Source organism: Candidatus Sericytochromatia bacterium (assembly GCA_035285325.1).
In the GTDB taxonomy this organism is placed as follows: domain Bacteria; phylum Cyanobacteriota; class Sericytochromatia; order S15B-MN24; family JAQBPE01; genus JAYKJB01.
In genome coordinates, this window is the sequence record JAYKJB010000054.1 from 1 (window position 1) to 12,827 (window position 12,827).

At 65.4% G+C, this 12,827-nt stretch carries 13 protein-coding genes; 12 read left to right on the forward strand and 1 reads right to left on the reverse strand.

Translation table 11 applies throughout. The features are described from left to right. Positions 1 to 28 precede the first annotated feature (28 nt). The 10 genes from flhA to VKP62_06875 all read left to right on the forward strand — a co-directional run bounded on the left by flhA (position 29) and on the right by VKP62_06875 (position 9,011). Positions 29 to 2,137 (forward strand): flagellar biosynthesis protein FlhA, encoded by a 2,109-nt coding sequence (gene flhA, locus VKP62_06830; protein MEB3196904.1) that lies wholly within the window; start codon positions 29 to 31, stop codon positions 2,135 to 2,137. Positions 2,138 to 2,329: 192 nt separating this feature from the next. After that, a complete protein-coding gene (locus VKP62_06835) occupies positions 2,330 to 2,731 on the forward strand; it encodes a flagellar hook capping FlgD N-terminal domain-containing protein (GenBank protein MEB3196905.1) in 402 nt (133 codons plus the stop codon). Between the two features lie 71 nt (positions 2,732 to 2,802). Next, positions 2,803 to 3,816 (forward strand): flagellar basal body rod C-terminal domain-containing protein, encoded by a 1,014-nt coding sequence (locus VKP62_06840; protein MEB3196906.1) that lies wholly within the window; start codon positions 2,803 to 2,805, stop codon positions 3,814 to 3,816. A 124-nt stretch (positions 3,817 to 3,940) separates the two neighbouring features. Further along, on the forward strand, positions 3,941 to 4,867 hold the full coding sequence (locus VKP62_06845; GenBank protein MEB3196907.1) for a FliM/FliN family flagellar motor switch protein: 927 nt from the start codon (positions 3,941 to 3,943) through the stop codon (positions 4,865 to 4,867). After that, a complete protein-coding gene (locus VKP62_06850) occupies positions 4,864 to 6,294 on the forward strand; it encodes a FliM/FliN family flagellar motor C-terminal domain-containing protein (GenBank protein MEB3196908.1) in 1,431 nt (476 codons plus the stop codon). Before VKP62_06845 ends, VKP62_06850 begins: the two co-directional genes overlap by 4 nt. Before the next feature lie 7 nt (positions 6,295 to 6,301). Further along, positions 6,302 to 6,631 (forward strand): FliM/FliN family flagellar motor switch protein, encoded by a 330-nt coding sequence (locus VKP62_06855; protein ID MEB3196909.1) that lies wholly within the window; start codon positions 6,302 to 6,304, stop codon positions 6,629 to 6,631. After that, positions 6,624 to 7,073 carry a flagellar biosynthetic protein FliO gene (locus VKP62_06860; GenBank protein MEB3196910.1) on the forward strand — a complete coding sequence of 150 codons (450 nt, stop codon included), beginning with the start codon at positions 6,624 to 6,626 and terminating at the stop codon, positions 7,071 to 7,073. The genes VKP62_06855 and VKP62_06860 overlap by 8 nt, the downstream gene beginning before the upstream one ends. Beyond that, positions 7,060 to 7,920, forward strand: coding sequence for a flagellar type III secretion system pore protein FliP (gene fliP / locus VKP62_06865; GenBank protein MEB3196911.1), 861 nt, complete (start codon positions 7,060 to 7,062; stop codon positions 7,918 to 7,920). The genes VKP62_06860 and fliP overlap by 14 nt, the downstream gene beginning before the upstream one ends. A gap of 13 nt (positions 7,921 to 7,933) precedes the next feature. Further along, a complete protein-coding gene (gene fliQ / locus VKP62_06870; protein MEB3196912.1) occupies positions 7,934 to 8,203 on the forward strand; it encodes a flagellar biosynthesis protein FliQ in 270 nt (89 codons plus the stop codon). A 10-nt stretch (positions 8,204 to 8,213) separates the two neighbouring features. Then, positions 8,214 to 9,011 (forward strand): flagellar biosynthetic protein FliR, encoded by a 798-nt coding sequence (locus VKP62_06875; GenBank protein MEB3196913.1) that lies wholly within the window; start codon positions 8,214 to 8,216, stop codon positions 9,009 to 9,011. A gap of 50 nt (positions 9,012 to 9,061) precedes the next feature. Here VKP62_06875 and VKP62_06880 read toward each other — a convergent pair whose 3' ends face one another. Then, a complete protein-coding gene (locus VKP62_06880) occupies positions 9,062 to 10,882 on the reverse strand; it encodes a hypothetical protein (protein MEB3196914.1) in 1,821 nt (606 codons plus the stop codon). Between the two features lie 161 nt (positions 10,883 to 11,043). On the opposite strand from VKP62_06880, the gene VKP62_06885 reads away from it, so the two are divergent. Together VKP62_06885 and VKP62_06890 are read left to right on the forward strand one after the other, a co-directional pair. Continuing rightward, positions 11,044 to 11,808, forward strand: coding sequence for an ABC transporter permease subunit (locus tag VKP62_06885; GenBank protein MEB3196915.1), 765 nt, complete (start codon positions 11,044 to 11,046; stop codon positions 11,806 to 11,808). Beyond that, positions 11,805 to 12,473 carry a hypothetical protein gene (locus VKP62_06890; GenBank protein MEB3196916.1) on the forward strand — a complete coding sequence of 223 codons (669 nt, stop codon included), beginning with the start codon at positions 11,805 to 11,807 and terminating at the stop codon, positions 12,471 to 12,473. Before VKP62_06885 ends, VKP62_06890 begins: the two co-directional genes overlap by 4 nt. Positions 12,474 to 12,827: the final 354 nt, after the last annotated feature.

Here is a 12,827-nt window from a genome sequence, read left to right on the forward strand (position 1 = left end):
CGTTGAACCCCCGCGTGGAGCCTAGCCTGTGAACGAGATCATGCAGCGCCTGAACGGTTGGCTGGGCCCGCACGCGGGCTCGGTGAAGGCGCTGACCCTGCCGGTGGTCGTGGTGCTGATGCTGGCCATGATGGTGCTGCCGCTGCCGCCCTTCGTGCTGGACCTGCTGTTCACCTTCAACATCGCCATCGCGCTGATGGTGGTGATGGTGTCGGCCCAGATGGTCAAGCCGCTGGACTTCGCGGCCCTGCCCACGGTGCTGCTGGTCACCACCTTGTTGCGGCTGAGCCTGAACGTGGCTTCCACGCGCGTGGTGCTGCTGGAAGGCCACAACGGCCCGGGCGCGGCCGGCGCCGTCATCGAGAGCTTCGGGCATGCGCTGATCGGCGGCAACTTCGCGGTGGGTTTGATCGTCTTCGCCATCCTGGTGGTCATCAACTTCATCGTGGTCACCAAGGGCGCGGAGCGCATCGCCGAGGTCGGCGCGCGCTTCACCTTGGACGCCATGCCCGGCAAGCAGATGGCCATCGACGCGGACCTCAATGCCGGTCTGATCACGGAAACCGAGGCCAGGCAACGGCGAGCGGTCATTCAGCGGGAAAGCGACTTCTACGGAACCATGGACGGTGCTTCGAAGTTCGTGCGTGGCGATGCCGTGGCCGGCATCATCATCATCATCGTCAACATCGTCGGGGGCCTGACGATCGGCGTCCTGCAGCGCGGAATGAGCCTCTCGGACGCGGCCTCGCGATACACCCTGCTGACGGTCGGCGATGGTCTGGTCACCCAGATTCCCGCGCTGGTGATCTCGGTTGGCACCGGTATTCTCGTCTCCAAGGCGGCCACCGAGGCCTCGCTGGGCAACGAGATCGGCTCCCAGGTCCTGGGCGACCCGCGAGTCCTGGGGGCCGTGGCGGGCATGATTGGGGTGCTGGGGCTCGTGCCTGGTCTGCCCAAGTTGCCGTTCCTCACGCTTGCGGCGCTGGCTGGTGTGGCGGCCTATGTCGCCAATCAGACGCGGGAGCGGGCGGCCGTCGCGGCCGAACTGGCGGCCACCACGCCGGCGGAGACCGGCGACGCGCCCAAGGGGCCGGAAAATGTCATGAACCTGCTGGCGATCGACCCCATGGAACTCGAGATCGGGTATCGGATGATACCCCTGGTCGATGCGGCCCAGGGAGGCGACCTGCTGGAGCGCATCACGATGATTCGCCGCCAGACGGCCACCAAGCTGGGACTGGTGTTGCCTCCGATTCGCGTGCGCGACAACCTGCAACTGAAGCCCAAGGAGTATCGCATCAACCTGCGTGGCATCGAGATTGCGCGCGGCGACGTGCAGATCGATCACCTGCTCGCGATGAACGCCGGCATGGCCGTCGGGCCGATCGACGGCATCCCCACCAAGGAACCCGTCTTCGGCTTGCCGGCCTTCTGGATTCCGGAGTCTCAGCGCGAGGAGGCCGAGGTGATGGGTTACACGGTCTTCGACCCCAGTTCGGTGGTGGCGACCCATCTGACCGAGGTGGTCAAGCAGCACGCGGCCGACGTGTTGACGCGCCAGGACGTCCAGGCCCTGCTCAACAACGTGAAAACGGAATATCCGGCTGTGGTGGAAGAACTTTATCCCGCCATCATGTCCGCCGGCGAGATCCAGCGCGTGCTTCAGAATCTTCTGCGGGAGCGGGTCTCGATCCGAGATCTGGTGCCTATTCTGGAAGCACTCGCCAACTACGGTCGTCTCACCAAGGATACCGACACCCTGACGGAGTATGCGCGCCAATCGCTGGCGCGGGCCATCACTCACCAGTACCAGAACCCGCAGGGCCAACTGCCCGTGCTGACCCTCGACCCCGGGCTCGAGCAGGTGCTGGCCAATGCCGTGCAGCAGACGGACCAGGGGGCCTTCGTGTCGCTCGACCCGGGACTGGCTGGACGCCTGCTCAAGAACCTGCAAGCTCACGTGGAGCGTCTGCTGGCCAATGGTCAACAGCCGGTGGTGCTGTGCTCCAGCAAGGTGCGTCTGGTCTTCCGACGCCTGATCGAGCGAAAGTATCCCCAGGTGGCCGTGATGGCTTACAACGAGATTGTGCCGCCCCAGATCGAGGTTCACGCCCTCGGGACCCTCTCGCTCAACTGATCGCGCGCCCTCCCTCATCGCCATTGGCGTGGGGCGGGGCGTGGAACGGGGGCGGGGTAGCGGCTCGAAACCCAACGAATACCTGGCTTCGAGAGAGCGATCACAGCCATCATGCAGTGATTCCCCTATGATCGGCGGGTACAAGTCCCGAGCGTGGCGGTTTAGCCGGGTTTCGGAGTTCGAGGAGTGGCCATGAACGTGTACGGATTGCAAGCCATCCTGCCCACCCCGCCCCAGTCTCTGCGGGGCGCTTTCCGCGAAGATGAAAAGCCCGAGGAGGATTTCATCAAGCTGATGGTGGCGCAACTTCAGAACCAGGACCCGGACAAGCCCATGGACGGCACGGCTTTGATCACGCAGATGATGCAGATGAACGCGGCGATCGCCACCAACCGCACCAGCTGGCTGACGACCGAAAATCACCTGGTCTCGACGGCCGCGAACCTGCTCGGAAAAACCGTGAAGGCCAAAGACCCCGCCACCGGCAACGTGACCACCGGGCGCGTGGATGGGGTGGATTACAACGACGCCCGTCCCATGCTCGAAATCGGAGGCAAGCGGGTGCCCGTGGAACACGTAGTCAACCTGGGTTGACCCCGGCCGGCCTCCCCATCCTGAGTCGGTGGTCTCCGCTCTCGGCATTCTGATTCGAAAGGTACATCTCCATGACCAGTCAGATTCACACGGCAGTGTTCAACACGCTCGGAGCCGTCGACCAGTGGATGAAGGTGATTGGCAATAACGTCACTGGTTCCGTGGTGACCGGCTTCAAGGGCACCAAAATGGAGTTCGGCGAGGTCCTCAACCAGCAGATTCGTGGCTCCGCGCGCGCGACCGACGGCTATGGCTCCGTCAATGCCGTGCAGCGCTCCGATTCCGGGATTCAGGTCAAAGGAACCACCACTGATTTCCGGCAGGGCAGCATCGTTCAGAGCAGCAATCCAATGAACCTGGCCATCGACGGGGATGCCTTCTTCGTGCTGTCACGCCGCCCGGTTCCCACCAGCGTGGACGACCTGGTGTTCTCGCGTGATGGGGACTTCCACATGGAATTTCTGCGGGGCGATATTCCCGGGACCGGCACCTGGCGCCTGGTCAACAAGGAGGGGTTGTTCGTCATGGGCTACAACACGCCCGTGGATGCGAATGCTCGTCCCTTTGGTGTCCCGCCGGAAGAGAGCCAGGGCAATGACCTGAACGCGTTCGCCACGGTTGCCACCAACGGCGCCAACCCGCCGCTGGGGGTCAACCTTCAGAACCTTCAACTGGATCTCGTGCGCAATCCCAACGCGGGCGGTCGCCTGAGCTTCGACAGCCGCGGCCTGCTGCGCAACGATGCCGGCGCACCGCGCGATCTGGCCAACAACGAGGCCAACATGCACGTGGTGCTGGCCAAGTTTGCCAACCCTCAGGGGTTGCTCCGGGATGCCGGCGGTGCGCACTTCCGTTACCACGACGTGGCGGGGCAGATCTTCGCCGGTACCGCCGCCAATGACGGCCAGGGGCGCGTGGTGGGCAGCACCAACACCTTGCGTCCGGGCGCGCTGGAAAATGCCAACACCTCCATCAACACGACCTTGCCTGAGATCACGCTGGCACAGAAGTCTTTCGCGGCGACCAGCAAGTTGATCTCGGTGGGCAACACCGTCATCGACGACGTGAACCAGCTCATTCGTTAATTCCCTGCCCCAAGCTTGAGGCGGTCCCGTCTTCGCCGGATGGCCTCGGTGGCTTCAGGGCCTCCCTTTGGCGCGTTTCTGGTAAGATCGGGAAGACAGAACGCAGCAGCTTTGGGGGGTGCCGGTGTCGGACGCCGGTTTCGGGTTCTCGACGGACAGCGCGGGCGCACATGCGATGAGCACGGGCGACGACGCGGTCATCACGACGGCCGCAGGCGACTATGCGCTTGAATTGCGCGGCGTCTATTATCTGCACGCGGTGCTGGCCCAGCGCATGGCGCAGATTCAGGACGAATACTTCGTGTTCCCCCAAACCGAGTGGCAGGTGACCTCTGTCGAGAGCACCACCTTTCGCAAACTCGATGCCGCCTACGGTGAGCGCGCCTGGTGGGGGGTGCTGGACTTTGCCGAGCAGCAGGGCGGTGGCTTCGTCTTCATCGATTTCTCCGGCGTGACGCTGGTGTCGGGCGTGGGAGAAGACGATATGGGCGATGATGCCGCGGCGCAGCAGGTCGAACAGTGGTTCCTGCACCTCGCCGCGCAGTTCGCGGACTGCTGGGCCGAGGTGGCGCCCTTCGACGTCCAGATGTACCCGAGCCCGAGCCCCCCTCCGCTGGTCGAGTTGCAGGGCATGTTCCCGGGGCTCAACTTGAACACGCCCGTCGTCACGACCGCCTTTCGGGTGCTGCAGCCCGGGCAACCTCAGACGGCTCGCGTGCTTTTGGGCATCCCGCAGGCTTACCTGCTGGAATTGGGTGGCAGCCTGCGTGCGATCGGGGAGACGACCCTGGTCAGCCACGACACGACCCATTTCTATGAACGCCTCTCCCATGTCGAAGAGGTCCCGGTCCCTGTCTCGGTGGCGCTGGGGCGGGTCGAGTTATCCGTGGGCGATCTGCAGGGCCTGGAACCGGGCGATGTGATCACGCTGGATACGGCGCTGGGTGAACCGCTGGAGGTGGCCGTGGGCTCGCTGCGTTTCCTCGGCAAGCCAGGTACGACCCAGGATGGCCGACGTCTGGCGGTCCAGGTGCTGGGGAGCGCCTCGTGAGCGCGCCGCTGCACGCCCCGGTGCCCCTGCGTCGTCCTGCGGCACCCGACCTCAATTTCTGGCCGACCCGGCTGTTTCTCGTGATTGGCCTGTTCCCGCTCGGAATGCTGTTCCAGTTCTGGTTTCGCAGCGGCACCGGCTTGAATCCGGTTCTGGTCGGTTTCCTGTTTTGTGCGGTGGCTAGCTTTGCGCTAGCGGTCAATTACTACCTGTTTTATCAGCAGAACCGACCCCGCAGCGCCCTCGTGCCCCCTGCGTTCTGGAAGGTGGGCCTGGTCGCGGCGCTGCTGATACCTGCCGGCGCCTACAACATGCTGGCCACTTCGAGTGGGCTTGGCCTGACGCTTTCGCCGGGCCCGCGGGTCGAGGCGGGGGAGTGGCCCTCGGTGGTGGCCAAGGTGATCGGGACGGCTCTGACGCCCGGGGCAATGAAACCCCTACGTCTCGAGCCGCGCAAGCGTTTGGCTGTGGATGGGCCTCGCTGGTTCAAGCGCCCGCCTTACATGAACGGGGCCCTCTGGGGCGCGCTCGGCTATGCCATTCCTTTCGCGTTGCTCGGCCTCTTGCTGGGTTTGATGCGCCGCGAGGTGCTTGATCCTCGGGATGAACACCTTGGTGCGACCTTTGGGGCGGCCTTCGTGCGGGCGGCTGTCGGGATGTACTACGGCATGGCCATCGGCTTCCTGCTCGGCGTGATCCTCATCTTCGTGCTGAGAGGCCTGTTCCCGGTTCCTTCCCGACTGACGCCCGAGACGGTGCGGCATTTCCTGTTTGCGCTGGGGGCCAGCACGCACCCCAACGTGGCCTTCAGCTACGCATTTTCCGCCGGCAGCTTGCTCGCCGGCGCGTTCGCGTTGATTTCTCGCAATGCGGACATCACGGCTCCGCTCTCGGACCCCAAGGCCCCCGAATTGACTCGTCCGGTCGAGGTGCTCATTCCGGAGGTGCCGGAGGTGCCCACCTCCTCCTTCGATATGGCACGCGTGCGAGGCGAGAGTCAGACCATTCTCAAGAATTTTCGCTCGGAGGTGCAGCGCCTGCTCGAAGGGCCCGAGTGGCAGTATGAGCGCTATCCCCTGGCCCCGCTGGGGGGGGCCGGTCAGCGCCCCGAACCGGAGGCCACGCAGGTGATTTCCGCGCGCCTCCCAGCCGACGAGGACGACGCCCCGACGGTGCTGGGCAGCCTGAGCCATGTGTACGTTCCTATCGTGGCCGAACTGGGCAAGCTGGAAATTCCGGCCGCGGATTGGTTGGGGATGGCCGAGGGCGTCATTCTGGCCTTGCCCAAGTCAGCCGATGGCTCCATCACCGTGACCATCTCCGGGAAGCCCGCGGCCCGTGCCAAGCCCCTGACGGTCAACGGTTACAAGGCCGTGAAATTGCTCCGTTTGCAAGCTCCCATCGAGCGATTGGTCCAGAATCAGTGAGGGCCCGATGACCCAACGTCAAACCGTCAATCCCGTCCGCTTTGCGCCGCTTTCAGGCGGCGGGGTCGATACCGAACCGAATTACGAGTTGTTGCGCGACCTCAAGCTGGAGGTCCTGGTGGAATTGGGACGCACCAGCATCCCGTTACGCCAGGTGCTGCAGCTGGGCGAGGGCACCATCATCGAACTGGAACAGCTGGCCGGTGAGGCCGTCAATCTGACGATCGCCGGCAAGATCGTGGCCACCGGGGAAGTGGTCGTGATCGGGACGACCTTCGGCATCAAGGTCACCCAGGTGTTCCATCGTGAACTGGCGGGAGTGGCCTCGGGTGCCTGACGCACACAACCATCCTGCTTTCGTCACGCCGAATGCCACCGGCGTCGCCTCTCCGGCCTCGCTGGGGGAGCATCAGGCGGCGCCGGCGTGGCCCAGCGAGGTCGCGGCGGCGCCGGAACTTCCGTTTGCGACCTATCTGTTTCAGTTCTTCCTCGTCAGCGTTGCGCTGCTGCTGATGGGCTACTGGGCACTGAAAGTCCTCAAGGCCCGGATCCCTGCGTTGGGACAGGCTCTGGCGGGAGCCAAGACGCTGCGCCTGGTCGATCGGTTGGTCCTGGACCCGCAGCGCAGTGTGTTTGTCGTGGCTGCCGGCAAGCGCCACTGGTTGCTCGCGGCCAGTGGCGACCACGTGACCACCGTGGCGGAACTTCACGAGGCCGACCTCGCGCCGGATTTCGCGCGAACGCTTGAAAAGGAGCACGCGCGTGATGAACCGAGTTAGGGTCTGTCTCCCGATGATGGGAGGGCCAGGTTGCGCCTCCCGCGTGGACCGGGCAGGCTCGGGGTGGGGCTTCTGCGGGTTCGGCTTGTGTTTGCTCGCGCTCCTGCTGGGGCTCATGCTTCCGGACCCGGCCTGGGCACAGGCTGCGTCGGCGGGGGTACCGGATGCCCGCACCCTCTTCAACACCATCGACCTCAAGGCACCACTCCAGTCGCCGGGTTTTTCCACGCCGATTCAGATCATGTTTCTGCTCGGTGCCTTGACCCTGCTGCCCTTCCTGTTCATCGCCACCACGCCCTTCATCCGGATCGTGGTGGTCCTGGCCTTCCTGAAACAGGCGACAGGCTTGCAGAATGTGCCACCGGGGCAGGTGATCATCGGGATGGCTCTGTTCCTCAGCATGTACGTGATGACCCCCACCTGGGAGCGCGTCAACCAGGAGGCGGTGCTCCCCTACCTCAACAACCGCATCTCCCAGCAGCAGGCTCTGGAGGCGGGTCTCAAACCGATTCAGGCCTTCATGGTCAAGCAGGTCAAGCAGACCGACCTGGCCTTCTTTCTGCGCCTGGCGAAACTGCCGGACCCGCGCACCCCGGCCGATGTGCCCTTCCACGTTGTGGCGCCGGCCTTCATGCTCAGCGAGGTCGCGACGGCGTTCAAGATCGGATTCATCGTCTATCTGCCTTTCATCGTGGTGGACCTCGTCATCACGAACGTCATCATGGCCCTCGGCATGCAGCAGCTCCAAACCCAGATGGTGGCACCCCCGTTCAAGGTGATGCTGTTCTCACTGGCCAATGGCTGGCAACTGCTGATCGAAGCGCTCGTTCGCAGCTTCCGCACGTGAGGGGCGACGCGGCGTGACCACTGGCCTCATCATCACCTTGTTGACCCAGGGGATCGCCCTGGTGCTGCTCATTTCAGCGCCGATGCTGCTGACCGGTCTGGTGGTGGGGTTCATCGTGGCGCTGCTGCAGACCGTCACCTCCATTCAGGAACAGACGCTCTCCTTCGTTCCCAAGGCGGTGGCCGTGTTGCTGGTGCTGGTGCTGGTGGCGCCCTGGATCATCAACCTCACGGTGGCTTTCGTGCAGCAACTGTTCGCCCAGATTCCAGCGATCGCGAATTGAGGGCGGACGCATGGCCTTGCTGGTGGCGTGGCTCGCAGCCACGGTTCCGACCTTCCTGTTGATTTTCGCCCGCACCGCCGGCTTCTTCATTCAGGCGCCGGTGCTGAGCAGTCGGCTGCTGCCGCTGCCTGTGCGAGTCGCCCTGATGGTTGGCATCAGCTTTGCGGCGATCGCCGTCATGCCCGATTACGCCCGCATCCCGAATGTGCTGTGGGCCTTCATCATGCTGATCATGCAGGAACTGCTGGTCGGTTTTCTGTTCGGCTTCGCCGCCAACATCCTGTTTCAGGCCGTTCAGTCGGCTGGCGAGCTGGCGGGGGTGCAATCCGGGATGAGTGCGGCGAGCGTCCAGAACCCCTTCACGCGCACCAACGTCAACGCCTTTGGCACACTGTATTTCAACGTGGGTCTGCTGTTGTTTCTGGTCATGGGGGGGCACCTCTGGATGCTGGGCGCCTACATGCAAAGTTTTCGCCTGATTCCGCTGGGCTCCTTCGCCATGAACGATGCCCTGGCCACCCACCTGATCACCATGTCGGGCATTTTTCTCACGATCACGATTCAACTGGCCTTGCCGGTGCTGGTGGTGGTGCTGCTCGCCGACCTGGGCGTCGGTTACATGAGCAAGGTGTCGCCGCAGGCCAGTTCGCTCACGCAGGACCTGATCCTGATTGCCAAGCCGGTGGCGGGGCTCTCGATGCTGACCCTGCTGCTGCCCAATCTGATGTCCGTCTTGTACCGCCATACCGAGCGGATGATCGACGATCTGAACGTGCTGATGCGGGTGGCGTCGACGCTCGTTTCCTGAGCGGTCTGGCCAAAACTGAGGTGTTTGACAGCGGTCGGCCGCCGTGGTGCTCAGGTTTTTGCCGGGGGCTCCTGGCCGAAATGCGAGAGCCAGCTGGCCGATGAATCTGGATTGAAACTCAATCCATCCAGCACGTTGGTGCCATCCTCATCTTCTTGCACTCCGGTGCCGTCTGTTGGGGCAGAGGGCGGCAGGGACGATGCCACCGGACCCGGGGGGCGTGCGACCCCGCTGGCGGCGCGCTGGGTGTAGCCTTCCTGCACGATATCGAGCAGGCTACGTCGTTCTGAAGTGGTCCCCGGTCCAGGGGGCGCGGGCGGTGGTGGCACGCTTTGCTTTTTGGGCTCGGGCGGGGCGATGGCTGAGCTTGCCGACGCCGGACGACTGGCTTGCTGCGGGGGCGAAGGCTTGTCTGCCTGCGGAGCCGTGGCCTGGAAAAAACTGCTCAGCACATCCTGAGTGGGAGTCAGCGGGCGCTCGGATGACGCGGGGGAGGTCGGCGAGACGGAGGGCACGCTGATATCGCTGAAGAAATTCGCCAGGTCGTCTTGCGCGGGTTCCCGACGGGGCGATAGAGGCGCGCGCGCAGAGGGTGCTTGAAACTGACTGAAGAAGGCGCTCAGCTTGAGGGGATCGACGCCGTCACCGGAGGGCGTGGCTTCCGAGCCGGCCGGTGTCGATGGCGTGCGGGAACTTGTGGTAGGCGGCGATGCCTCAGACACGGGTGGAATGCGGGCCATGGTGGTGTGGTCCAGGGCTTGCGGGGTCAAGCTGTTCAGGAAATCCGTCAGGGCCTGCGGGGGCGCCTGGGGGGACGGCGTCGGCTCCGGTTTTGGTGTGGTGCTCTTCAGGCTGGCCAGAAAATCACCGAGGTCGGCTGGACGCGGCCCGTCCGTCGCGGGCGGCGGTGGGGTTGACCCAGTCGAAGGGCCCGCGAGGCTCTCGAAAAAGCCTGCCAGGGCTGACGAGGCTTCCTGCGCGGAGACGGGTGCCGGCGGCATCAGCGGTGCTGGCGGCGCGGCAGCCGCAGGCGACACGTTGGTCTCCGGGCTGGCCGGGGAGGCGACGTTCGGGCCGACGGGCTCGGTTTCCCAGCTGGTGGGGGCAACTGCCGGGGCAGGGGTTGCCTCGAGGCTTTCAGCGGCGGGCGCGGCGGCCTCCAGCGAGGCAGGGGGGGCAGCGGGGGCTGCCTCATGGCTTTCAGCGGCGGGCGCGGCGGCCTTCACCGGGGCAACAGCCGGGGCAGGGGCTGCCTCGTGACTTTCAGCGGCGGGCGCGGCGGCCTCAACGGCCTGGGTTTGGTCCTCCTGCGCGAGCGGAAGAAGCTCGTGTCTGGCGGTCTCGCCGTCCGGGCAGCGTAACGTGTCGCCGCCCAACGCGCCGTTGTCGATGGGGGGCTCATCGCCTTGCCCCGAGGCCGGTGTGGGCAGGGCACTGGCGGCCACCACAGCCTCGAGGGCGGGAGCCTCCAGCGGTGGCGTGGCCTCGGTGATGGGCGGTGGTCCCTCAGCGTCCGGATGGACGCGGGCTCGCCATTCCGGCGGCGGCAGAGGGGCCTCTTCCACGGGCGCTTCGCTGCGCGGGCGTTGCCAGGGCCAGCGACGGGCTTTTCGCGCCTCTGCCGCGGGGGCCTCGGTTCCGGCCTCCCAGGAGGTGGCTTGCCAGCTGGCGATCGTCAGGACCGCGCCTGCAAACTCCACCTCGTGGCAGTGAAAGCGGCCTTCTGGACTCGCCTGGAAACGTTGTTCGCAGGCGTCGCAGATCACCAACCCCGCGATGGCTTCGCGATCGTGACAGGCAGGGCACTGCATGGGCTCGTCAGTCTCTCCCTCGGGCGACGCGGGGACCTGGACAGGGGTATCATGGGCCATGGCTCCATCTTGGCGCCGCCGCCCCCCCGGGGTCGGGAACCCATGTCACACCCGGATGCCACGGTTCCTGACACCCAGTGCGTGAACCAGCGATGACGCGCGATGATTCAGCCACCTCGGCCCCTTCTCCCGTTATGTTAGCATCCCTCCGCGAGGCCGTCTTGCGCAGCTGGGCGATCGCCGGCTGCGTCTGGCGGGAGGCGGTGCGCGAGCAGGGCTTGCGCGGTCTGGCGCTGGGCTTGCTGGCCCTGCTGGGCCTGGCCTGGCTGGGGGCGCCGCCAGGGGAATGGCGGGGCCCCGCCGCGATCGACTTTTTTTACCAGGCGGTGCGTGTGGCCGGCGCCTGCGTGGGCATGTGGCTGACCACCCGTGGCTGGGCGCGCGAACTGGAGAACCGCACCACTTACGTGGTGCTGACCAAGCCCATCTCCCGCACGGTCTTCCTGCTGGGGCGCTATCTCGGCGTGCTGCAGGCCCTGGGGGCGCTGGCCTTGCTGGCTGCGCTGGGCCTCACCCTGGCCATGGCGGCCTCCGGCTCGTTCGAGCCGCGCCTGTACCTGCTCTGCCTCGGAATGTACCTCGAGTGGAGCCTCGTGTGTGCGCTGGCGCTGTTATTCGCGGCCATGACCGCCCCGCTGCTGGCCACCCTGTACACCCTGTGTTTCTTTCTCGTCGGCCATTTCGCCAGCCTGATCCGGGTGTTCGCGGAGACCGAGGTGCGCGTGAACCTGGCCAATTACTACGCGGGGCACCTGCTCTACGCCGTGCTGCCGCACTTTGATCTGGTCTCGTTTCAGAATCAGCTGCTGTACTCCGGGACCTGGCCCGGCAAGGTATTCCTGGCCGGCACTCTGTATCTGGTGGCGGCCACGGCCGGTCTGGTGCTGCTGGCCGCCTGGGCCTGGGAGGAGCGGGAACTTTCGTGAGGACACTCCGGCGTCTTGGGTTGCTGGCAGCGCTCTGGGGGCTCGCATGGGGGGCCCTGCAGGTTCACGCACGCCTGCTGGATGCCGTGCCTCCCATGTCGATTCCGCTGGCACGGGCCGTAAAACGCGTGGCCACAGGCTTCGACAACGTGGTGGCCGACGGCTATTTCCTGGCCTTCATCCATCACTTCGGCGGCAGTCTGCGCGAGCGGCGCAAGGTCAGGCAGGCCGCCCCCGTGCTGGAGTTGATCACCGATCTCGACCCGCACTTCGAGGGGGCTTACGTGCTGGGCACGCTGGCGCTGGGGGATGCCGGGCAACTCGAGGCGGCTGACGCCCTGTGGCATAAAGCCGTCGCGGCGAACAACCGGCGCTGGCAGTTGCCTTACCAGGCGGGTATGACCATGTTTCTGTTCGGTGACCAGCCCGACCAGTATCTCCGAGCCGCGCGCTGGTTCGGCCGGGCCGCCAGCCTGCCGGGGGCACCGCCGGAGGCGCGTTTCATGGAGGGGCGCATGTACCAGGTGACGGAACGTCGGGCCCTGGCGATCGCCCTGTGGCGGGACATCTACCTCCACGACCCGCGCCCAACCTCGCGCGACGTCGCGGCACGCACGCTCCAGGCCTGGGGGGTCCCACTGCCGAAGACGCCTCGGCAACGATAGTGCCGGCTCGGCGGTGACTCGGTCTCAGCCCCGGGCGTGTGTCGCGACGACGTCCGGGCAAGCGTTGCACGCTTCGTCGTCGTGCCCTCGGGCCGAGTCTTGGGGCTGAATGGCCCGTCCGGGGGGGGGGAAGGGGCAGGTGTGACGGTGGCCCGTGTTAAGCTTGCCCAACAGTCCGGTATATAGTGGAGGGTCCACCCGTGACCAAAACGGGCCGACCTACAGACACAATCGGCTGCGGGCACCACCCCCAGCGAGATGGAGAACGCTAGTTCAGATGCAAAAACGCGCGCTTATTCGGAGCCGCAAAGGCTTCACCCTGGTGGAAGTTGCCCTGGCCGTGGCCGTTGGCCT

Coding starts and splice junctions, on each gene's coding strand:
- VKP62_06840 (MEB3196906.1), top strand. CDS start 2,803: ATGACCAGTCAGATTCACACGGCAGTGTTCAACACGCTCGGAGCCGTC.
- fliP (MEB3196911.1), top strand. CDS start 7,060: ATGAACCGAGTTAGGGTCTGTCTCCCGATGATGGGAGGGCCAGGTTGC.
- VKP62_06835 (MEB3196905.1), top strand. CDS start 2,330: ATGAACGTGTACGGATTGCAAGCCATCCTGCCCACCCCGCCCCAGTCT.
- VKP62_06875 (MEB3196913.1), top strand. CDS start 8,214: ATGGCCTTGCTGGTGGCGTGGCTCGCAGCCACGGTTCCGACCTTCCTG.
- VKP62_06880 (MEB3196914.1), bottom strand. CDS start 10,882: ATGGCCCATGATACCCCTGTCCAGGTCCCCGCGTCGCCCGAGGGAGAG.
- VKP62_06855 (MEB3196909.1), top strand. CDS start 6,302: ATGACCCAACGTCAAACCGTCAATCCCGTCCGCTTTGCGCCGCTTTCA.